20 protein-coding genes are annotated in these 22,303 nt (G+C 55.5%); 9 read left to right on the plus strand and 11 right to left on the minus strand.

Going from position 1 to position 22,303, the window contains the following annotated elements:
• Positions 1–31: 31 nt before the first annotated feature.
• Positions 32–445 (minus strand): CoA-binding protein, encoded by a 414-nt coding sequence (locus ACTJI7_RS04360; protein WP_049136534.1) that lies wholly within the window; start codon positions 443–445, stop codon positions 32–34.
• 173 nt (positions 446–618) lie between these two features.
• Between ACTJI7_RS04360 and csgI the strand changes: the two genes are divergently transcribed.
• Together csgI and mgsA are read left to right on the plus strand one after the other, a co-directional pair.
• A complete protein-coding gene (csgI, locus tag ACTJI7_RS04365; protein WP_041910599.1) occupies positions 619–1,281 on the plus strand; it encodes a curli synthesis inhibitor in 663 nt (220 codons plus the stop codon).
• Positions 1,282–1,361: 80 nt separating this feature from the next.
• Positions 1,362–1,820 (plus strand): methylglyoxal synthase, encoded by a 459-nt coding sequence (gene mgsA, locus ACTJI7_RS04370; protein ID WP_041912035.1) that lies wholly within the window; start codon positions 1,362–1,364, stop codon positions 1,818–1,820.
• 60 nt (positions 1,821–1,880) lie between these two features.
• Here the strand turns inward: mgsA and helD are convergent, their stop codons facing one another.
• Positions 1,881–3,935: a DNA helicase IV gene (gene helD / locus ACTJI7_RS04375; RefSeq protein ID WP_045261704.1), complete on the minus strand. Its 2,055-nt coding sequence runs from the start codon at positions 3,933–3,935 to the stop codon at positions 1,881–1,883.
• Positions 3,936–4,058: 123 nt separating this feature from the next.
• Between helD and ACTJI7_RS04380 the strand changes: the two genes are divergently transcribed.
• A complete protein-coding gene (locus tag ACTJI7_RS04380) occupies positions 4,059–4,505 on the plus strand; it encodes a YccF domain-containing protein (protein ID WP_041910601.1) in 447 nt (148 codons plus the stop codon).
• Positions 4,506–4,524: 19 nt separating this feature from the next.
• Complete coding sequence (yccS, locus tag ACTJI7_RS04385) at positions 4,525–6,687, plus strand: YccS family putative transporter (protein ID WP_045261705.1); 2,163 nt, start codon at positions 4,525–4,527, stop codon at positions 6,685–6,687.
• Here the strand turns inward: yccS and ACTJI7_RS04390 are convergent.
• On the minus strand, positions 6,644–7,270 hold the full coding sequence (locus ACTJI7_RS04390) for a TfoX/Sxy family DNA transformation protein (protein ID WP_041910603.1): 627 nt from the start codon (positions 7,268–7,270) through the stop codon (positions 6,644–6,646). The two genes, yccS and ACTJI7_RS04390, sit on opposite strands and share 44 nt — an antisense overlap.
• Positions 7,271–7,487: 217 nt before the next feature.
• Here ACTJI7_RS04390 and sulA point away from each other — a divergent pair, with 217 nt between their 5' ends.
• Entirely contained in the window at positions 7,488–7,997 is a 510-nt protein-coding gene (gene sulA / locus ACTJI7_RS04395; protein WP_041910604.1) for an SOS-induced cell division inhibitor SulA, read from the plus strand.
• A 354-nt stretch (positions 7,998–8,351) separates the two neighbouring features.
• Entirely contained in the window at positions 8,352–9,407 is a 1,056-nt protein-coding gene (gene ompA / locus ACTJI7_RS04400) for a porin OmpA (RefSeq protein ID WP_108780329.1), read from the plus strand.
• A 63-nt stretch (positions 9,408–9,470) separates the two neighbouring features.
• Here ompA and matP read toward each other — a convergent pair whose 3' ends face one another.
• Positions 9,471–9,923: a macrodomain Ter protein MatP gene (gene matP, locus ACTJI7_RS04405; protein ID WP_023332611.1), complete on the minus strand. Its 453-nt coding sequence runs from the start codon at positions 9,921–9,923 to the stop codon at positions 9,471–9,473.
• Positions 9,924–10,108: 185 nt separating this feature from the next.
• Here matP and ACTJI7_RS04410 point away from each other — a divergent pair, with 185 nt between their 5' ends.
• Entirely contained in the window at positions 10,109–11,869 is a 1,761-nt protein-coding gene (locus tag ACTJI7_RS04410) for an AAA family ATPase (protein ID WP_440669760.1), read from the plus strand.
• 68 nt (positions 11,870–11,937) lie between these two features.
• Positions 11,938–12,456, plus strand: coding sequence for a bifunctional 3-hydroxydecanoyl-ACP dehydratase/trans-2-decenoyl-ACP isomerase (gene fabA / locus ACTJI7_RS04415; protein WP_000227926.1), 519 nt, complete (start codon positions 11,938–11,940; stop codon positions 12,454–12,456).
• Between the two features lie 71 nt (positions 12,457–12,527).
• Here fabA and rmf read toward each other — a convergent pair whose 3' ends face one another.
• The 6 genes from rmf to rlmKL all read right to left on the minus strand — a co-directional run bounded on the left by rmf (position 12,528) and on the right by rlmKL (position 20,454).
• Entirely contained in the window at positions 12,528–12,695 is a 168-nt protein-coding gene (gene rmf, locus ACTJI7_RS04420; protein WP_013097261.1) for a ribosome modulation factor, read from the minus strand.
• 256 nt (positions 12,696–12,951) lie between these two features.
• Positions 12,952–13,518 carry a membrane integrity-associated transporter subunit PqiC gene (pqiC, locus tag ACTJI7_RS04425; protein ID WP_028012599.1) on the minus strand — a complete coding sequence of 189 codons (567 nt, stop codon included), beginning with the start codon at positions 13,516–13,518 and terminating at the stop codon, positions 12,952–12,954.
• Complete coding sequence (gene pqiB, locus ACTJI7_RS04430; protein WP_028012598.1) at positions 13,515–15,155, minus strand: intermembrane transport protein PqiB; 1,641 nt, start codon at positions 15,153–15,155, stop codon at positions 13,515–13,517. Before pqiB ends, pqiC begins: the two co-directional genes overlap by 4 nt.
• Positions 15,156–15,159: 4 nt before the next feature.
• The gene (pqiA, locus tag ACTJI7_RS04435; protein WP_440669763.1) at positions 15,160–16,413 is read right to left on the minus strand and encodes a membrane integrity-associated transporter subunit PqiA; all 1,254 of its coding nucleotides are present in this window, start codon (positions 16,411–16,413) and stop codon (positions 15,160–15,162) included.
• Between the two features lie 12 nt (positions 16,414–16,425).
• Positions 16,426–18,333 (minus strand): ABC transporter ATP-binding protein, encoded by a 1,908-nt coding sequence (locus tag ACTJI7_RS04440; protein WP_028012596.1) that lies wholly within the window; start codon positions 18,331–18,333, stop codon positions 16,426–16,428.
• A 12-nt stretch (positions 18,334–18,345) separates the two neighbouring features.
• Positions 18,346–20,454, minus strand: coding sequence for a bifunctional 23S rRNA (guanine(2069)-N(7))-methyltransferase RlmK/23S rRNA (guanine(2445)-N(2))-methyltransferase RlmL (gene rlmKL, locus ACTJI7_RS04445; protein WP_440669765.1), 2,109 nt, complete (start codon positions 20,452–20,454; stop codon positions 18,346–18,348).
• A 98-nt stretch (positions 20,455–20,552) separates the two neighbouring features.
• Between rlmKL and ACTJI7_RS04450 the strand changes: the two genes are divergently transcribed.
• Positions 20,553–21,662, plus strand: coding sequence for a YcbX family protein (locus ACTJI7_RS04450; protein WP_063154545.1), 1,110 nt, complete (start codon positions 20,553–20,555; stop codon positions 21,660–21,662).
• Here the strand turns inward: ACTJI7_RS04450 and zapC are convergent.
• Complete coding sequence (gene zapC, locus ACTJI7_RS04455) at positions 21,659–22,201, minus strand: cell division protein ZapC (RefSeq protein ID WP_028012593.1); 543 nt, start codon at positions 22,199–22,201, stop codon at positions 21,659–21,661. The two genes, ACTJI7_RS04450 and zapC, sit on opposite strands and share 4 nt — an antisense overlap.
• Between the last annotated feature and the right edge of the window lie 102 nt (positions 22,202–22,303).

Genomic DNA, 22,303 nt, shown 5'->3' on the forward strand with positions numbered 1-22,303 from the left:
AAAAAAGCCCGATGAACGGGCTTTTTTTTTATTACTTCGCCAGCCCCAGACGGGGGATATCGATTGCCGGACAGCGATCCATAACCACCTTCAATCCCGCATCCCGCGCCAGCACGGCAGCCTGCTCGTTAATCACGCCCAGCTGCATCCACAATGTTTTCGCCCCGACGGCAATCGCGTCCTGCGCTACTTCCCACGCCGCCTCGGAATTACGGAAGACATCGACCATATCAATTTTTTCCGGCACGTCAGCGAGCGTGGCATAACCCTGCTGGCCCAGTAAGGTTTTCCCCGCCACTTTTGGCGACACCGGGATGACGTTATAGCCCTGATCGAGAAGGTATTTCATCACCCGATAGCTGGGACGATCGGGTTTATCGCTCGCGCCCACCAGCGCAATGGTACGCGTGGATGTCAGAATCTCGGCAATATCGTTCTCTTTCATGGTTTTTCTCCTGGCTTTTCTAAAAGTGTACGCCAAAGCGCACATCTCAACCATCCATCCCATACAGATGTATGAGGGCAAAACGGCAAAATATGTCTATATGTTAGTAAACGTGATTATCGAAAGATTTAGATACATTAATGCGGCGACAGTATCTCTGACAGGAGCCTTCTATGAAAACCGGTTTTGCCACTGCTCTGATTGCGTTAGCGATGCCGGTTTGCGTTTTTGCCACCACGCTTCGGCTTTCTGGCGACATTGATCTTCTGGTTCTGGACGGGAAAAAGGTTTCCAGCTCGTTATTGCGCGGGGCTGACAGCATTGAGTTAGATAACGGGCCGCATCAGCTGGTGTTCCGGGTCGAAAAAGCGATCGGCCTGACTAACCATGAGCAGCGGATGTACATCTCTCCGCCGCTGATTGTCAGCTTTAATACCCGGCAAATCAGCCAGGTGAACATTACCCTGCCTCGCCTTGAAACGGAGAAGGAATCAGCGGCCTTCGACGCCTCGCCGCGCGTTGAGCTGCTGGACGGGAATGCAATGCCGATCCCGGTCAAGCTGGATATTCTGGCGTTGACCAGCGCCACAAAAAGCCCGGACTACGAGGCCGCAACGCAGGTCTATAACAAAGCCGGCAAACGCGCCTCCCTTCCGCAGTTTGCCACCATGATGGCGGACGACAGTACGCTGCTATCCGGCGTCTCGGAACTGGACGTCATTCCGCCGCAGTCCCAGAGCCTGACGGAACAGCGCCTTAAATTCTGGTTCCAGCAGGCCGATCCCGACACGCGGGCCCGGTTTTTACAGTGGGCAAAGCAACAACCTTCATCTTAAGCCACATTTTTTACGCCTTTCTCTTGCAGCGTCAGACGGTTCCCGTCATCGTGTAGTCAGTTAACCTGATGGATATGATTATGGAACTGACAACACGCACGCTGCCTGAACGCAAACATATTGCGCTGGTGGCGCACGATCACTGTAAACAAATGCTGCTTAACTGGGTTCGCCGCCATCAGCCGCTGCTGGAAAAGCATGCCCTCTCGGCGACCGGCACTACCGGTAACCTGATCCAGCGCGAAACGGGTCTGGAGGTGAATGCGATGCTGAGCGGCCCGATGGGCGGCGATCAGCAGGTCGGGGCGCAGATTTCCGAAGGGAAAATTGATGTGCTGATCTTCTTCTGGGATCCGCTGAATGCGGTTCCGCACGATCCGGATGTCAAAGCGCTGCTGCGTCTGGCAACGGTGTGGAATATTCCGGTGGCGACGAACCTGTCAACGGCGGATTTCATCATTGAATCACCGCAGTTTAACTCGCCGGTTGAGATCCTTATTCCGGACTATCAGCGCTATCTTTCCGAGAGACTGAAGTAGCTTTTTTTTTGCCGGGTGGCGGCTACGCCTTACCCGGCCTGGAAATCTTGCCTGACGCCGTTATGGCTTTCTCGCCACCGGCACGTCAATACTCTTCAGAATATCGACAAACACGGATGGCTCCTCTTTATTGAACAGCAGCCACACGCGGTGACGCGCGCGGGTGATGGCCACGTACAGCAAACGCCGTTCTTCGGCATCCGGGAAGTCTTCCGGCACCGGCAGCAGGGCCTCTTCCATGACCGACTCGCGGGCCGGAGCCGGGAATCCGTCGCTGCCCTCCTTCAGCCCCACCACAATCACATAATCGGCCTGCTGCCCTTTGCTGGCGTGAATGGTCATAAATTCAAGCTGCAGTTTCGGCCAGCGGGTAGCGGCTTTTTCCAGCGCAGCAGGCTTAAGGTGATGATAACGCGCCAGCACCAGGATACGTTCATCGGGTTTCGCATAGCCGCTGAGCTTGTCCAGCAGCGGCTCCAGCTGGTCATCCGCCAGCAGGGTGACCGCTTTTTTATCCCCTGCCCGCAGGCTGTTTAGCGGCTTGGCCAGCTGGTGCGGGTTCTGCTGGATAAAGCGGTTGGCGATCTCACCAATCCGTGAATTGAAGCGGTAGGTCGTGTCCAGATCGCTACGGTCGCCTTCGCCAAAATAGTGGTGGAAGGCGGTCGTCAGCGAGAGCTGCGCCCCGCTGAAACGGTAGATGGCCTGCCAGTCGTCCCCCACCGCGAACAGCGAGGTATGTTTATTTTGCGCCCGCAGCGCCGAGAGCAGTGCCGCACGCTGGGGTGAGATATCCTGGAACTCATCCACCAGAATATGCTTCCACGGGCTGACAAAGCGCCCCTTCTCCAGAATGACGATCGCCTGATGGATAAGACCGGAGAAATCAACGGCATTTTCCTCTTTCAGCGCGGTTTTCCAGGCTTTCAATAGCGGAGCCATCAGCTTGACCCGTTTTGAAAACAGATCGCGGATCGCCTCCGGCGCGCTTTCAATCATCTCTGCCTGCGAGCCGCCGTGCATCCGCATCAGGCTGACCCAGCGGTCAAGACGCGAGCCGAGCCGACGCGCCAGTTTTTCATCCTGCCAGAAGCTGCCCTCCGGCACCTCCCAGTTGAGTTCCTCTTCCAGCCATTGACGCCACCCTTTCGCCTGCGCCTTTTTCTCACTGCACTGCTGACGCCACGTTTTAATAAACAACGCCTGTCGCGCCTGCGCGTCGTTTTCCAGTTTACTGATGGCAGGCACTTTTTTACTGCCCTGCTGAATGATATGTAGCGCGAGGGCATGGAAGGTTCTGGCGGTAATATCCCGGGTGTGCAGCCGTTCCTGGATGCGTTCGTCCATCTCCTGTGCCGCCTTACGGCCAAAAGCCAGAAGCAGGATCTGATCGGCAACGGCCTCCCCGGTGGTGAGAAGCCAGCCCGCACGCGCCACCAGCACCGACGTTTTACCGCTTCCGGCCCCCGCCAGCACCAGCAGCGACTGCTCGCCGTTCACCACCGCGCGCGCCTGAGCAGGGTTGAGCGGTGAAGACTCCACCGTACTGAAAAAGTCGGCGTATTGGGTGAGCATGGCGTCCGTCCAGGCCTGGTTATGCGCCAGCCGGCTTTTATCCATATCGTTCAGCCAGGCCTGGCACTGACGCCAGGCATCGCGACAATTGTCGAACTCATCAAGACGCGTCACGGAGAGCGGCAGAGCCGAAAGTGCCTGTCGAATCTTTTGCTGCAGACCGGCGGTCTGCTGGCGCGTCAGCCACGTTTGCTGCGCGTTGCTTTGCGCGATATCGTCCAGCACCTGCTGCAGCACCTGAGCGGCAATCACGCTCATGTCGTGGCTCCACTGCTGCCAGAGCGCGTTCAGGTGATGGTGGAAACGCTGGGTTTCCGCCCACTCGGTACCGTGAAGGCGCACGACTTTGTCGTCAGGCAGAACGAACTCGAGCTCGCCCCACACCAGCCCGCGCTTGCAGTGAATAGCCAGAAGCTGATTAAACGGAATAAGGTATTCGTGGCGTTCTCCGGAGACTTTAACCCCGGCGTTGAGCAGAACAACTCTGTCATAGGGGTGTTGCGCCAGGCGTTTGCCTAAAGAAGTTGCTTTCAGTTCCATGTCCCGCCAAATCCACGAAGAGATAATTTACCTGACAGTTTAACTGCCAGTTTTAAGGTGCTCCAGCCTAAAAAAACGTTACAATCATTGGGCGTTAATTTTATCGAAAGGAAGTGAGGGTTTATGCGTACCGTTCTGAATGTGTTGAATTTTGTGCTGGGCGGTTTTGCCACCACCCTTTCCTGGCTTTTTGCCACGCTGGTGAGCATCGTCCTGATTTTCACGCTTCCCCTGACCCGTTCCTGCTGGGAAATCACGAAACTCTCGTTCATCCCCTACGGTAACGAAGCTATCCACGTTAACGAGCTGAACCCGGAGAGCAAAAGCGCCCTGATGAATACGGGGGGAACTTTGCTGAACATTCTGTGGTTGATTTTCTTCGGCTGGTGGCTGTGCATCATGCATATTTTTGCCGGTATTGCGCAGTGCATCTCAATAATTGGTATTCCGGTCGGGCTCGCGAACTTTAAGATCGCCGCCATCGCCCTTTGGCCCGTCGGGCGCAGGGTGGTTCCGGTCGAAGTGGCCCAGGCGGCGCGTGAAGCGAACGCACGTCGTCGTTTTCAGTAAATAAGGACTGGCCGCGTTTATGCTAAGTCCACTGCTTCGCCGTTATACCTGGAACAGCGCCTGGCTCTACAACGTCAGGATATTTATCGCGCTTTGCGGCACGGCTGCCCTGCCGTGGTGGCTGAATGATGTCAAGCTCACCATCCCCCTCACGCTGGGGGTGGTGGCCGGAGCGCTGGCGGATCTGGACGATCGCCTGGCCGGGCGTTTGCGGAATCTGGTCATTACGCTCGTCTGTTTTTTTATCGCCTCCGCGTCCGTTGAGTTACTTTTCCCCTGGCCGTGGCTGTTTGCCCTTGGCCTTACACTCTCCACCAGCGGGTTTATTTTGCTGGGCGGTCTGGGGCAGCGCTATGCCACTATCGCCTTTGGGGCCCTGCTGATCGCTATCTACACCATGCTGGGCGTTTCCCTGTACGACCAGTGGTATCAGCAGCCTGTGCTGCTGCTGTTGGGCGCCATCTGGTATAACCTGCTGACGTTAACCGGCCACCTAATTTTCCCGGTTCGTCCTCTGCAGGATAACCTTGCCCGCAGCTATGAGCAGCTAGCCCATTATCTGGAACTGAAATCCCGGCTGTTCGACCCGGATATTGAGGAAGAAAGCCAGGCGCCGCTTTACGATCTGGCGCTGGCAAACGGCCAGCTGGTCGCCACCCTTAACCAGACGAAAGCCTCGCTGCTTACCCGTCTGCGCGGGGATCGCGGCCAGCGCGGCACGCGCAGAACCTTGCACTACTATTTTGCCGCTCAGGACATTCATGAGCGCGCCAGCTCCTCGCACGTTCAGTATGCCGCTCTGCGCGAGAAGTTCCGCTACAGCGACGTCATGTTCCGCTTTCAGCGCCTGCTGTCCATGCAGTCACAAGCATGCCAGCAGCTCGCGCGCTCCATTCTTTTGCGCACGCCCTATCAGCACGACTCCCGCTTCGAACGCGTGTTTAGCCATCTTGATGCGGCGCTCGACCGCGTGCAGGCCAGCGGAACGTCACCGGAACAGATCAAAGCGCTGGGTTTTCTGCTCAACAACCTGCGGGCGATTGATGCTCAGTTGGCGACGATTGAGTCCGAGCAGGCGATGGCACTGCCGGGCAGCGAGATGGATAACCAGCTTGCAGATGACAGCGTGCACAGCGTGAGCGATATGTGGCTAAGGCTGAGCCGCAACTTCACGCCGGAGTCGGCGCTGTTTCGTCACGCGGTGCGAATGTCCCTGGTCTTATGCGTGGGGTATGCTTTTATCCAGATAACCGGTTTGCACCACGGCTACTGGATCCTGCTGACCAGCCTGTTTGTCTGTCAGCCGAACTATAACGCCACCCGACACCGCCTGGCATTGCGTATTATCGGCACCCTGGTCGGCGTCGCCATTGGCCTTCCGGTGCTCTATTTCGTGCCGTCCATTGAAGGACAGCTGATCCTGATCGTGATCACCGGCGTGTTGTTCTTCGCGTTTCGCAACGTGCAGTACGCCCATGCCACAATGTTCATCACGCTGCTGGTTCTGCTCTGCTTTAACCTGCTGGGTGAAGGGTTCGAGGTCGCCCTGCCCCGCGTACTCGATACCCTGATTGGCTGCGCTATCGCCTGGGCCGCCGTCAGCTTTATCTGGCCGGACTGGCGTTTCCGTAATCTACCGCGCGTGTTAGACAGGGCTATGAACGCCAACTGCCGATACCTGGACGCCATCCTTGAGCAGTATCATCAGGGCCGCGATAACCGCCTGGCTTACCGGATAGCGCGCCGCGATGCGCACAACAGCGATGCGGAACTGGCCTCGGTGGTCTCTAACATGTCAACGGAGCCTCGCGCCACGGCCGAGATTCGTGAGACGGCTTTCCGGCTGCTCTGCCTGAACCATACCTTCACCAGCTATATTTCCACGCTGGGCGCCCACCGCGAAAAACTCACCAACCCGGGCATCCTCAATCTGCTGGATGACGCGGTCTGTTATGTCGATGATGCACTGCATCACCGGCCAGCCGATGAACCGCGCGTGAGACAGGCGCTGGATGAACTTACCCAACGTATTGCGCATCTTGAGCCCGGAAACGACAGCAAAGCGCCTCTGGTGTTACAGCAGATTGGCCTGCTCATCGCCCTGCTGCCAGAAATTTGCCGGCTGCAACAGCAAATCGCTACCTGGAGGAGTGATTCTCCAGTGGCTCAGGCAGCGCATTAAACCACTCCGTCAACTCCCGGCGAATGCCGGCCGGGAGTGCCGCCTCATGCAGCCCCTCGATCGCCCCTTCCAGCGCGAATAGCACTTTGATACTCAGCGCTTTATTTTTCGCCCGCATCTTCAGCCAGCTCTCCCTTGCGCCAAGCGCCCGCAGCGTTTCTTCGTTGGTGATGCCCGCTTCAAAGAGCAACACTTCCAGCTGAAAGGTCAGGTTTGGCAGGTCCTTAAGTCGATTGCGCTGATGCCGCTGGTAACGCTCTTTTCTTGCCGCATTAAGTGCGAAAGTGGAGAGCTGAAGCAGACGCTCCCTGTCCTGCCATAGCCCGTCATCCACCCGGTAATAGTTGAGAAGCACCGGACGGCCCCGCTTCATCAGGGTCAAAAAAGACGCAGCATTTTTCACACAGTATTTCGCACTTTCTTCACAGGCACGGAGGTAGAGCTCACCTTCTGACACCATGGCAAAAACCGCATCATCCACTGCCAGGGTATAGCCGCCGAACAGCGCGCGATGATGAATTTCACCCAGTGGTGACAGGTATTCCTGGGATTTATAAATCCGTTCATAAGATATCTTTTTCATGATATTTCCCTTCAAAATCATAAAGTAACAACGAAATTTCTTACTAGCGGATCCGTTAGCAGGAAAATAGGCAACTTAGCGTCGTTGAGCAAGATGATTTTTCGAAGGGCATCAACATTGAATGAATTTTGCGAGTCGCTTTCCGAAAATGAGGTTGATCTTTATGCATACAGGGGTTACTGTATATCCATACAGTAACTACAGGGCTGGAATGAATATGTACACTTCAGGCTATGCAAATCGCTCAACTTCTCTCTCCTCTACCGCGGGCACTGTCGCGCAGAACACCGTTGGGGGTGCTTCGACGGGGCTTATTAGTGAAGTGGTTTACCGTGAAGACCAGCCTCTGTTGACCCAACTCCTGCTGCTTCCGTTATTACAGCAGCTTGGTCAGCAATCACGCTGGCAGCTCTGGCTGACGCCACAGCAAAAACTGAGCCGCCAATGGGTGCAGTCTGCAGGCCTGCCGCTGGCAAAGGTTATGCAGATCAACCAGCTTTCTCCCTGCGATACCGTCGAATCGATGATTCGCGCGTTACGCACCGGAAATTACAGCGTGGTGATCGGGTGGTTACCGGAAGAATTGACGGAAGAGGAACATTTTCGTCTGACCGAAGCGGCTGAAGAAGGGAATGCGATCGGGTTTATCATGCGCCCGGTTCGTCCAGATTCTTATCGCAGAGGACAACTTTCTGGGCTAAAAATTCACTCAAATTTGTATCATTGAGTGAAATTAAGATTTTTCCTGGAATTTTTTTTGACCGCAGGATGCGGTTTTAGTTCCCGGCCTCAAAATTGCGGCAAGGCTTGTCTGGTGCGGTTCTCCTTAATTTTATTGCACAAAATTCGTTCTAAAAATGTTAAATAATAGGTATACGGAACTTTTTTTTTCATATGCCTGACAGACTTCACACTTGTAAGTTTTCAGCTACGTTGTAGACTTTACATCGCCAGGGGTGCTCGGCCTAAGCCGAAGATATCGGTAGATTTATATTTGACCACGCCCCCCGGTGAAGGATTTAACCGTGATTCTCTCTTGAGACCTTCATGGCGAATTTTGGATGATAACGAGGCGCAAAAAATGAAAAAGACAGCTATCGCGATTGCAGTGGCACTGGCTGGCTTCGCTACCGTAGCGCAGGCCGCTCCGAAAGATAATACCTGGTATGCAGGTGGTAAACTGGGCTGGTCTCAGTTCCATGACACTGGCTGGTACAACAGCAGCCTGAACAACGATGGCCCTACTCACGAGAGCCAGCTTGGTGCAGGTGCGTTCGGTGGCTATCAGGTTAACCCGTATGTTGGCTTTGAAATGGGTTACGACTGGTTAGGTCGTATGCCATACAAAGGCGACACCATCAATGGCGCTTTCAAAGCTCAGGGCGTTCAGCTGACCGCTAAACTGGGTTACCCAGTAACTGACGATCTGGACGTGTACACCCGTCTGGGCGGCATGGTATGGCGTGCAGACTCCAGCAACAACATCGCTGGCGACGACCATGACACTGGCGTTTCCCCAGTATTCGCTGGTGGCGTTGAGTGGGCTATGACCCGTGACATCGCTACCCGTCTGGAATACCAGTGGGTTAACAACATCGGTGACGGTGCTACCGTTGGCGTTCGTCCAGACAACGGCATGCTGAGCGTAGGTGTTTCCTACCGTTTCGGCCAGCAGGAAGATGCAGCACCAGTTGTTGCTCCAGCGCCGGCTCCAGCTCCAGAAGTACAGACCAAGCACTTCACTCTGAAGTCTGACGTTCTGTTCAACTTCAACAAAGCGACCCTGAAACCAGAAGGTCAGCAGGCACTGGATCAGCTGTACACCCAGCTGAGCAACCTGGATCCTAAAGACGGTTCTGTAGTGGTTCTGGGCTTCACCGACCGCATCGGTTCTGACGCTTACAACCAGAAACTGTCTGAGAAACGTGCTCAGTCTGTTGTTGATTACCTGATCTCTAAAGGTATCCCAGCTAACAAGATCTCCCCACGTGGTATGGGCGAATCTAACCCAGTTACTGGCAACACCTGTGACAACGTTAAAGCTCGCGCTGCACTGATCGACTGCCTGGCACCAGATCGTCGCGTAGAGATCGAAGTTAAAGGCGTTAAAGACGTTGTAACTCAGCCAGCGGCATAAGTTATCGTCTTATAAAAAAACCCCGCCATGCGGGGTTTTTTATTGTCTGAAGAAAACTAAAATCTATTTTTTGCCCAACAACGCCTGAAGGTCGTTTTTCAGCGACGACATCTGGTTGGCGTACTTCTCTTTATGTTCGGCATCCTCAATCAGCTGCACGATGGTTTCCGACAGGGTCTTACCACGCCGTTGTGCCAGCCCGGCCAGACGCTGCCAGACCACGAACTCCAGGTCGATGGATTTTTTCCGGGTATGCTGATGCTCAGCATTAAAATGCCGTTTACGTCGCGCGCGGATAGTTTGCTTCATCCGGTTTAACAACGCAGGATTAATGTGCTTCTCAATCCAGCCATTGACCTGTACCGGTTCATTTTCGAGGGTCAGCAAAATATCCACGGCTTCTTGCGCAGCGCTGGCTTCGATGTAGCAGGTGATCAGCTCCCCTTCACGGTGCTTTTTGACCAGGTACTTCCATTTCCAGCCGCTTTCGAGATTTTCCAGTTGTTGATATTTCATTGCGATCTCAGTGTTACCACGTAACTCTGTTCAGAATATCAGTTTTTTAGCAATCTGCTGAAAAGAAATCATATCCTGTGAGTGACTACAGCCAATCCGCCTGCTGAAATACCAATCCTGCTTGGGTAGAGCCCCCCGCTTACGGTATACTCCACGCTTTTACATCTGACTAAAAAACATCAACTTTGACCATTACGAAACTAGCATGGCGTGACCTTGTTCCGGATGCCGAGAGCTATCAGGAACTGTTTGCACAGCCCGATCTCGCAAAAGAACACGAATTCATCCTTAGCGATACGCAACCACGCTTACATTATGCGCTGGAGCAGACGTTAAGCCCGTGGGCGACATCGCCCTTCATGCTGCTGAAAGCCCCGGAAGAAGCGGAATATCTGACGCTGCTTGGGGATGCCACGCGCCAGCTGCGGCCAGACACCACCACGGTATTTGGCGGCCAGTATCGTATCGCGGGGCATAATATTACCTTCGGACCGGCGGACCAGGCCGACGGTCGTTTTGCTACTAACGGCGAGGTAATTACCGCTAATTGGGTCGAGGCTGAACAGCTGTTTGGCTGTCTGCGCCAGTTTAACGGCGAGCTTTCCCTGCAGCCGGGGCTGGTGCATCGTGCAAACGGCGGCGTGCTCATCATCTCTCTGCGCACTTTGCTCTCGCAGCCGCTGCTGTGGATGCGTCTGAAAACCGTTGTGACCCAACAGCGCTTTGACTGGGTCGGTTACGACGAGTCTCGTCCTCTTCCTGTCTCCGTGCCGTCAATGCCGCTGTCGCTGACCGTCGTGCTGATGGGTGACCGCGAATCGCTGGCGGACTTCCAGGAGATGGAGCCGGAACTGGCCGAACAGGCAGTTTACAGCGAATACGAAGACAACATTCAGATTGCCGATGCGGACGACATGGCGCAGTGGTGTCAGTGGGTGATGGCCGTGGCGGAACGTTTTGCATTGCCAGCGCCTGCCGCCGACGCGTGGCCGGGTTTAATCCGCGAAGCCGTTCGCTATACCGGTGACCAGGAAACCTTGCCGCTCTGCCCGCTCTGGATCTGCAAGCAGCTGCGTGAAGTCGGTACGATCAGCGGTAACGGTGCGTTTACTGGCGAACAGCTCACGCAGATGCTGGCGCAGCGAGAGTGGCGCGAAGGCTATCTTGCTGACCGCATGCAGGATGAAATTCTGCTGGAACAAATTCTGGTCGAGACAGAAGGCGAACGCGTTGGGCAGATCAACGCCCTCTCGGTGATCGAGTTTCCTGGCCATCCGCGCGCGTTCGGTGAACCCTCGCGAATCAGCTGCGTTGTGCATATTGGCGACGGCGAGTTTACCGATATTGAACGCAAGGCCGAACTGGGCGGCAACATTCACGCCAAAGGCATGATGATCATGCAGGCATTTTTGATGTCTGAGCTGCAGCTTGAGCAGCAAATCCCCTTCTCCGCCTCGCTGACGTTTGAGCAGTCCTACAGCGAAGTGGATGGCGATAGTGCCTCAATGGCGGAGCTGTGCGCCTTAATCAGCGCCCTGGCGGACGTGCCGATCAACCAGAACATTGCTATTACCGGTTCGGTCGATCAATTTGGTCGTGCTCAGCCCGTTGGCGGTCTGAATGAAAAAATTGAAGGCTTCTTCTCTGTCTGTCAGCAGCGCGGTTTAAACGGCAAACAGGGTGTGATTATTCCGGCGCCTAACGTACGCCATCTCAGCCTGTGCCAGGATATTCTGGACGCGGTTGAACAGGAACAATTCGCCATCTGGGCCATCGAAGGGATTGAGGATGCACTACCCTTACTGACAAACCTGGTTTGGGATGGCGAAGGTCAGACAACTTTGATGCAGACTATCCAGGAGCGCATTGCTCAGGCGACGCAGCAGGATGCTCGCCATCGTTATCCATGGCCGTTACGCTGGCTGGGCTGGTTCAGTTCGAACTGATCGGACTTGTTCAGCGTACACGTGTTAGCTATCCTGCGTCCTTCACTAAAATAAGGCTTACTGAGAACATGGTAGATAAACGCGAATCCTATACAAAAGAAGATCTTCTTGCCTCTGGTCGCGGAGAACTGTTTGGCGCGAAAGGCCCACAGTTACCGGCCCCGAACATGCTGATGATGGACCGTGTCGTGAAAATGACCGAAACCGGCGGCAACTTCGATAAGGGTTACGTAGAAGCAGAACTCGATATCAACCCGGACCTCTGGTTCTTCGGTTGCCACTTTATTGGCGATCCGGTAATGCCTGGCTGCCTGGGCCTGGATGCCATGTGGCAGCTGGTTGGCTTCTATCTGGGCTGGCTGGGTGGTGAAGGTAAAGGCCGCGCGCTGGGCGTGGGCGAAGTGAAATTCACTGGCCAGGTTCTGCCTACGGCGAAGAAAGTCACCTATCGTATTCACTTCAAGCGCATCGTTAACCGTCGCCTGATTATGGGCCTGGCGGATGGCGAAGTGCTGGTAGACGGTCGCCTGATCTATACCGCGAACGACCTGAAAGTGGGTCTGTTCCAGGACACTTCCGCGTTCTGATATCGCTTTAAGCGACCCCGGAAAGGCGAAACCTCCGCAGTGCGGAGGTTTCTTTTTTTAAAGAGACGTTATCAGGCTATAAGTGCCCTGTCGCCGATGGCTTCTCGCCAGCCTCCAAGCCATTGTGACCTTTGATTTATCGTCTGATAAGGACACATTTCTTTCGAACGTCCAGCGATGCCGGCCTGATAACCACGTTGATGAGCCCGTTCCAGGCGATCTCGTTTCTGTCTCTTCATGCCTCGTTTCCCTCATTCTTTTGTCTGGTGGAAAGAAAACAGTGTCCGCGCCAGATGCGCAGGCACAGATAACGAATACCCCGAATTAGTCCCAGCGTCAATGTTCAAAATTCATACGGGTGTCATATTTGTGAGCTAGCCAGAAGATCATTTGTACAAAAAATGTGACCCGGCACAAGTAACAACCTGACGCAAAAACGAAAAAAAAACCGCAATCAGCACCAGGCCGATTGCGGTTTTTGACGATGAATTTTACTTATGGCAGTCGGGAAATTTCCCTGGCGATACTGGCTGACTCCTGCGCCCAACCCTGAGCCAGCACTTTCACCATTTCATCATAGCCATCCTTCTGCTGCTTCAGCTCCAGATGGAAAGGACGCTTAATCAGCTGTCCCTGATGATTCAACAGCCACTCGCCGCTGATGACAACGGCACCGTCATAACGGCCGTGGAAGCCCGTTACCGTGACGTTCAGCGTGTCCTGATCGCTTCCCAAAGGCTGGGAGGCAACAACCCAGCCCGGAAGCTGGCTGCCCAGATTCGCCACCAACGTATTGCGTAACTGCTGGTCCAGCGGGCTGGCCCACAGGTTGTTGTTGGCGATAACGTACTGTACATCGCTGGTCTGATAGACCACCCCGTTGCCGGCCAGGTAATCCGGAACGGCGACCTGCTCAACCCACAGCAGACGGTTACCCTGTGAGGCGGAACTTTGCGTAACCGCCTGCGTCACCAGAGGCAGCTGGTAGTAGCTTTTCGTTTCGCTCCCGGAGCTACAGGCCGTGAGTACCATCGCTCCTGCAATCGCTAGCCATTTTTTCATTGTTTCGCCCTCTTCGGCTCAGGATCCTTTTTATCTTTCGCTTCGAACACCAGCGCGTTGCTCTTCTCGTTGAGCGTTTTCAGAACCGGCTGCAGTTCACGCAAGACCTGATCGAGACGCTGCATATCTGCCACCATCTTGTTGTAAGCCGCCGAGCCAGGCTGGAAGCCCTGCATACTGCGGTTCAGCTCGCGCAGCGTTTTCTGCATATCCTGCGGCAGCTGTTGCATACTCTGGTTTGCAGTAATCTTGTTGATGTTATCCAGCGTGGTCTGCAGGCGCTGCATTGTCGCCTGGCTTTGATGTAACGAACCTGTCGCCGCCTCAATCATTGGGTTCAGAGGCAGATTGTTAATTTTATCCAGCGTTTCCATGAGACGCTGCTGGATCTGGGCCAGACCGCTGCTTACCGTTGGGATGATCTTGTAACCACCAAATTCACGCATACCGGTAATCGGCGGCGCTTTTGGATAGAAGTCCATATCGACATACAGTGCGCCGGTCACCAGGTTACCGGTTTTCAGCGAGCCGCGCAGACCGCGATTCATCAGGTCGGTGATGTGCTCGCCGATATCCTGATTCTCACCAATCTGGTTGATCAGGCGCTCAGGCTCAATGCGGATCAGCACCGGAATACGGTAATCATCATCAAGCATCTGCTTAAGGCCTGGAACAAAGTAAGGCACTTGTCCCACCGTCCCCAGACGAATACCGCGGAACTCAACGGGCGCCCCAGGCTGCAGGCCGCGAACAGAATCCTTAAAGAACATCAGGTAGTCGATGTGATCGGTATAGAGTGCATCCTGAATGCTTTTTTGATCGTCGAACAGGCGGAAAGCGGTGTTCTCCGCAACCGGCTGCCCCAGGTCCAGACCTTCGGGTACGTCAAAACTCACGCCGCCGCCAAACAGTGTTGTCAGCGAGCCCATTTCTACTCGCATGCCCGCCGAGGTCAGATCCACCGCGATGCCGCTGTCTTTCCAGAAACGGACGTTGCTGGTAACCAGACGATCGTTAGGCGCATTGATGAACAACTGATAGCTGATGGATCTTTTCTGAGGATCGAAGGTGCTCTTCTCCACCGAACCCACGCGATAGCCGCGGAAAAGTACCGGGTCGCCCGCCGTGAGCTGGCCCGCTTTTTTACTGTCGAGGATCACGCGGATACCTTTTGCATCAGGCGGTGCTAACGGCGGTGAATCCAGAAGCTGGTACTGCGCCGGCTGGCTGCCTTTTGCACCCGGCTGCAGTTCGATGTAGGCACCTGAGAGCAGCGTTCCTAAGCCGCTGATCCCTTCACGTCCCACCTGCGGTTTAACCACCCAGAAAACAGAATCGCCGTGCAGGAGTTTTTCCATGCCGGCATTAAGACGCGCCTTAATCTCCACATGGGTTAAATCGTCGGTCAGGGTTGCGCTTTCCACCACGCCCACATCCACGCTGCGGCTTTTGATGGTCGTTTTACCGCCCTCAATTCCTTCGGCATTGGTGGTAATCAGCGTCACTTCCGGTCCCTGATGGCTGTAGTGATAAAACAGGATCCATGCACCGATCAGCGCGGTCACGATGGGGAAAATCCACACCGGCGACCAGTTTTTGACCTTCTGCACTTTCGCCTCTCCACTCTTATTTTCCATGCTCTTACTCTTCCTCATGGCTTGATTCAGGCTCACGATCCCACGATAAACGAGGGTCGAAGGTCATGGCCGCAAACATGGTCATAATCACCACCAGTGCAAACATTAAAGCCCCCATCGCGGGATAAATACTCATCAAACCGCCCATCCGCACCAGCGCAGAGAGAACGGCAATCACAAACACGTCGATCATTGACCAACGACCGACAAATTCGACCACTTCGTAAATCAGATGCATGCGTTCGCTGTCGCGTTTTCCGTGGCCTTTTGCATCCCAACAGAGCCAGGCAATGGCGATCATTTTTAAAGTGGGCACCATGATACTGGCGATGAAAATCACGCCGGCGACAGGATAGGATCCTTCGCTCCACAGCAGTATGACCCCGGCGAGGATCGTCGAGGGCATTTTATCGCCGAGCAAATCGGTGATCATAATCGGCAGAATATTAGCGGGCAGATACAGCATGACGGACGTGACCAGCAGTGCCATCGTCCACTGCAGGCTATTTTTACGGCGAACATGGCCCTTCGTTTCGCAGCGCGGACAAACCTCAAGATCGGCGGGCAGCACGGCGGTACAGCACGGACAAGAACGCAGCCCCTGGCGGATACCCGGCACGCCGACCTTCACCGTCTGCGCGAGCGTCGGTGCCGGGGCGATATCGTCCCAGGCCCAGCGCCTGTCCACGCACTGGAAAGCACGCAGCTGCAGGACACAGTACAGACACCAGGGAATAAAGCTGCTGCCTATCCCCACGTCGCCGTACGCCATCAGCTTCACGAAACTGACCAGTATCCCTGCGAGAAAGATCTCGGCCATCCCCCAGCTTTTGAGCTGAAAAAGGATGCCCGCGAGCCGGATTTTCAGCGGTGACGGCATCCTGACGCGGTTAACCAGCAGCAGGATGATGACCAGGCAAAACGCCGGGACTATCTGGACGAATAGCAGAAAAAAGGTGCCGAGGCTGGCGTAATCTTCCGAGAACATCACGCCCGGGATTTCAAGCAGATCCACCTGGCTTGTCATCCCGCCCACCTTCATATAGACAAAGGGGAAGAGATTGGAGAGCAGCAGCATGAACAGTGCTGCCAGCGCGTAAGCGGTGGGACGCTGCCGCGGCGCGTCCCACTCGGTTGTCAACGTCGCGCCACAGCGTGGACACTGGGCTTTATGTCCGTGACCAAGCTCTGGCAACGCCACGAGCATATCGCATTGCGAGCATAATATATGCCTGTCGGCATGGTGCTGGTCACACATATTTAATCCCTGTTATGCGCCGTTTTTCAGAGACTCAAGGTACTCCCAGCGCTCAAATGCTTCTTCCAGGGCTTTTTCAGCCGCGGACATTTCAGCCAGTACTTTCTGAGTATAGTCATGCGATTGGGTAAAGAAGGACGCATCAGCAACCTGCGCTTGCAGCTCCTCAAGCGCGGCCTCCAGCTCTTCAAGACGCTGAGGTAGCCCCTCCAGTTCGCGCTGCAGGTTATAGCTTAGTTTAGCCGAGGTTTTCTTGACAGTTTCTGCTTTTGTTACAGCAGGTTCAGAACTTGTTCTGGACTTCGACTGTTTCTGCGCCAGAGACTGCGACTGCTGCCCTTTTGCGTCGTGATAACCGCCCACGTACTGGCCAATTCGCCCTTCACCTTCGAAGATCCAGCACTCGGTCACGGTGTTATCCACGAACTGACGATCGTGGCTAACCAGCATCACGGTTCCCTGATACCCATCGATCAGCTCTTCGAGTAATTCCAGCGTTTCGACATCCAAATCGTTCGTCGGTTCATCGAGGATCAACAGATTACTTGGCTTCAGGAACAGACGGGCCAGCAGAAGACGGTTACGCTCCCCGCCGGACAGCGCGCGCACCGGTGTCATGGCGCGTTTCGGGTGGAACAGGAAGTCCTGCAGGTAGCCCAGAACGTGACGCGGCTTGCCGTTTACCATCACTTCCTGTTTACCTTCGGCGAGGTTGTCCATCACCGTGCGGTCCGGATCCAGCTCCGCGCGGTGCTGGTCGAAGTAGGCCACTTCCAGCTTGGTGCCACAGTGAATGCGGCCGCTGTCGGCCTGCAGCTGGCCCAGCATCAGCTTCAGCAGCGTGGTTTTGCCGCAGCCGTTCGGGCCGATGAGCGCAATTTTGTCCCCGCGCTGAACCTGCGCAGAGAAATCTTTCACCAGCACCTTGCCGTCAACCTGGTAGTTAACGTTTTCCATTTCGAAGACAATCTTGCCGGAGCGGGACGCCTCTTCCACCTGCATTTTGGCGCTGCCCATGACTTCGCGGCGCTCGCTGCGCTCGCGACGCATCGCCTTCAGGGCACGCACGCGGCCTTCGTTACGGGTACGGCGGGCTTTGATGCCCTGGCGGATCCAGACTTCCTCCTGCGCCAGCTTGCGGTCGAACTCGGCGTTCTGCAGCTCTTCCACGCGCAGGTTTTCTTCTTTCTCCAGCAGATAGGTGTCGTAATCGCCGGGATAGGTGACCAGCTTGCCGCGGTCGAGGTCGACAATGCGCGTCGCCATATTGCGAATAAACGAACGGTCGTGCGAGATGAAGATGATGGTGCCGCTGAAGGTTTTCAGGAAACCTTCCAGCCAGTCAATCGCTTCGATGTCCAGGTGGTTGGTTGGTTCGTCCAGCAGCAGTACCTTAGGGCCGCTGACCAGCGCGCGCCCCAGCGCCGCTTTACGCAGCCAGCCGCCGGAGAGCGCCGACAGCTCCATGTCGGGTTCCAGCCCGAGCTGCGCCAGCACCTCGTTAATGCGGTTTTCCAGCTGCCACAAACCGTGGTGATCGAGCATCTCCTGCACTTTCGCCAGTTCGTTGAGATTCTTGTCGCTCGGGTCGGTCATCACCAGATGCGAAATCTCGTGATAGCGCTTCAGGTACTCCGCCTGCTCGGAGATGCCTTCCGCCACGAAATCGTACACGCTGCCGGTCACATGACGCGGCGGATCCTGCTGGAGGCGGGAGACGATCAGATCCTGCTCGTATACGATGCGGCCGTCATCCAGCCCCTGCTCGCGGTTGAGGATTTTCATCAGCGTGGATTTACCCGCGCCGTTACGGCCCACCAGACAGACGCGCTCGTTATCTTCGATATGCAGCTCTGCATTATCGAGAAGCGGTGAGTCGCTGAAAGAGAGCCACGCGCCGTGCATACTAATTAATGACATTTATTTTTCCTTTCAGACCGCGGTAATCAACCAGCAGTTATGAATTTGACGGTTACGGGCGAAGTCCTGAGACAGCGTTTTTTGACTGATTTCTTGTGCTTTCAGTCCCAGGGCTGCCAGGCCGTCATGATCCATACGGAAGCCGCGTTTGTTGTTCGAGAACATAATGGTGCCGCCTTTACGCAGCAGGCGCTTCAGGTCGGTCATCAGGCGCAGGTGATCGCGTTGAACGTCAAAGCTATCCTCCATGCGCTTGGAGTTAGAGAAGGTCGGCGGATCGATAAAGATCAGGTCGAACTGCTCGTCGGTATCGCGCAGCCAGCCCAGCACGTCGGCCTGCATCAGGCGATGCTGACGTCCGGTTAAGCCGTTCAGACGCAGGTTACGCTCGGCCCACTCGAGATAAGTGCGGGACATATCCACCGTGGTAGTGCTGCGCGCGCCGCCGAGACCGGCATGCACGCTGGCGCTGCCGGTGTAGGAGAACAGGTTGAGGAAATCTTTGCCCTTGCTCATCTGGCCGAGCATGCGGCGGGCAATGCGGTGGTCGAGGAACAGGCCGGTATCAAGATAGTCGGTCAGGTTCACCCACAGGCGAGCGTTATATTCGCCCACTTCGATAAAGTCGCCCTTTTCGCCCATCTTCTGGTACTGGTTTTTACCCTTCTGACGCTCGCGGGTTTTCAGCACCAGCTTGTTGGGCGCAATCCCCAGCACGGCAATGGTGGCCGCAATGACGTCCAGCATGCGCTGGCGCGCTTTTTGCGCATCGATGGTTTTCGGCGGAGCATATTCCTGAATCACCACCCAGTCCGCATAGCGGTCAACCGCCACGTTGTACTCCGGCAGGTCGGCGTCGTACAGGCGATAGCACTCGATCCCTTCCTGCTTCGCCCATTTTTCAAATTTCTTCAGGTTTTTGCGCAGGCGGTTGGCGTAATCCTCTGCCACGCCGGTTGGCTTGCTGTCCGCCGCTTTCTCTGCCAGATGGTAGTTTTTCTGCACGCAGTCCAGCGGGCCGTTTTTCGCCTTAAACTGGCGGTCGGCACGCAGCTGCAGGCAGCTCAGCAGCTCCGGCGAGGCGCTGAACAGAGACAGATTCCAGCCGCCGAAGTAGTCCTTCATATTGCGGCCCAGCAGGCTGTGCAGGGCAATCAGCGCCGGTTCGCTGTCGAGACGCTCGCCGTATGGCGGGTTGCTGATTACGGTCCCGTACGGGCCTTTCGGCAGCGGGTTGGTCAGGTTCGCCACGTCTTTCACCTCGAAGGTGACCAGCTCGCCGATACCGGCGCGACGGGCGTTGCTGCGCGCGCGTTCTATTACGCGCGGGTCGCTATCCGAACCGTAGAAGTGAGAGGTATACTCCGCCAGCCCCTTACGCGCGCGGGTCTGCGCGTCGTCTTTAACCTCTTTCCAGAGCGCTTCGTCGTGCTGCGCCCAGCCTTTGAAGCCCCAGTGGCAGCGGTGCAGCCCTGGCGCACGGTCGGTTGCCAGCATTGCGGCCTCAATCAGCAGCGTACCGGAGCCACACATTGGGTCAAGCAGCGGCGTGCCCGGCTGCCAGCCGGAGCGCATCACGATGGCGGCGGCCAAGGTTTCTTTGATTGGTGCCATACCGGTGCGATCGCGGTAGCCGCGCAGGTGCAGACCCGCGCCGCTCAGATCGAGGGAGATGCTCGCCGTGTCGCCGTTCAGCCAGACGTTGATACGCAGGTCCGGGTTTTCGCGATCGACGTTCGGACGTTCCTTATTTTTACGCGTGAAGCAGTCCACAATGGCGTCTTTTACGCGCAGGGCGCCGTACTGGCTGTTGCGGATCTCGTCGTTCACGCCGTTGAAATGCACCGCGAAGGTGGCGTTAGGCGTGAAGATCTCTGTCCAGTCGATCATCTGTACGCCGGTGTAGAGATCCAGGTCGCTATAGACCTTGCATTCCTTCATCGGCAGCATGATGCGCGACGCCAGGCGGCTCCACATCAGGCTCTGGTAAATAAGCCGCGTGTCGCCCTCAAAATGGACACCACCCTGAACCACCTGGCACTCTTGCGCGCCCAGGGCTTCCAGTTCAGTTTTTAACAGCTCTTCCAGCCCACGGGCCGTACTGGCAAACAGAGAATTCATATCGTCACTTTTACTCTTAGAAAATTGTCGCGCATTATAGCTAATATGGCGTGTATGTCATAAAGTTGAAGGCTTATTTTCATTCGAGGGAGTGTGCAGTGGCGACGTTATCCAGGCTTTTTATTCATCCGGTGAAATCCATGCGCGGCATCGGCGTCACTCACGCGCTGGCAGACATGAGCGGGTTCGCCTTCGATCGTATTTTTATGGTCACCGAGCCTGACGGTACGTTTATCACCGCACGCCAGTTCCCTCAGATGGTTCGTTTTACCCCTTCCCCACTTCATGACGGTTTGCATCTGACCGCGCCGGACGGTTCCAGCGCGGTGATTCGCTTTGCGGATTTTGCGGCTGTCGACGCGCCAACGGAAGTATGGGGCAACCATTTCACCGCGCGCATCGCCCCGGATGAAATTAACCGCTGGCTGAGCGGCTTCTTCTCCCGCGACGTGCAGCTGCGGTGGGTTGGGCCGGAACTGACGCGTCGCGTAAAGCGCCACGATGCCGTTCCCCTCTCCTTCGCGGATGGCTTCCCGTTCCTGCTCACCAACGAAGCGTCTCTGCGTGATTTACAGAATCGCTGTAAAGCCAGCGTACAGATGGAACAGTTCCGCCCAAATCTGGTCGTGACCGGAGCGGACGCCTGGGATGAAGATACCTGGAAAGTCATCCGCATCGGCAGCGTCATCTTTGATGTCGTCAAACCCTGCAGTCGCTGCATTTTCACCACGGTAAGCCCTGAGAAAGGCCAAAAGCATCCTTCCGGCGAGCCGCTGAAAACGCTGCAATCGTTCCGTACCGCGAAGGACATCGGCGATGTCGATTTCGGCCAGAACCTGATCCCGCGATCCAGCGGCGCGATTCGCGTAGGTGATGAAGTTGAAATTCTCGCCCGCGGGCCGGCGCGAGTGTACGGCTCAGGCCAGGAAGAAGAAATGGTCGAGGTTGAGACGAATGTCGCCACTGCAGTGGATATTCACTGGCAGGGCAAGGTTATTCGTGGCAACAATCAGCAGGTTTTACTGGAGCAGCTGGAGCAAGCCGGTATTCGCGTACCGTATTCCTGCCGCGCGGGAATTTGCGGATGCTGCCGCATCAAGCTGCTGGAGGGAGAAGTGAGTGCGCTGAAAAAATCTGCAATTGGAAATGACGGCACAATCCTGTGCTGTAGCTGCGTACCGAAAACGTCGGTACAACTGGAAGCTTAAACCGCTTGTTCGAGGCTGAAGGCATCGACGCGCAGCTGTGGCTTCAGCCTGTCATTCATGACTTTGATCGCATCACCTAACTGCATTACGCGCCCGGCAATCGTCACGCCGGGCTGCGCCAGCAGACAGAGTGCGGCATTTTCGCCCGGCTCAACCACTAACAAACTCACCTCTTCGGCGGTATCGCTCAGGTTAACGCTGGCCGCATCGCCCGTTGCTGGCGTCCAGTCCATGCCGTGAGGCAGGAAATGCCAGCTTTTCGGCATTTGCGGTTTCAGGAAACGGATAGCCACCAGCGCATTTAATACCAGTTCGGCACGCTGCTCTTTAGAGAGCATCAGGTCGCGGCATTTTTCTTCAAAGGAGAAATAAAGCGCCGCATCGTCAACGCAAAAGCCCGATGGAGAAAACGCGTCCGGGGTTAACATTCGGCGGGCAAAACGAGAACGAAACAACATGCCATTGGCTAAATCGAGCATCATACGGTCATGCTCGTCGCAAAAATACCAGCGCCAGTTATCGTCAGGTTTAATTCGCATGTGTCTCTCCCGTCCCCAAACGTCCTGTACTAAAAATGTCCTGTTCGCCGCTTCGTTTATAACACTAGTAATAAAAGACGATAATGTCTAAATAAGCAACAG

The sequence above is a fragment of the Enterobacter sp. 22499 genome, assembly GCF_052044815.1.
GTDB classification, from domain to species: domain Bacteria; phylum Pseudomonadota; class Gammaproteobacteria; order Enterobacterales; family Enterobacteriaceae; genus Enterobacter; species Enterobacter bugandensis.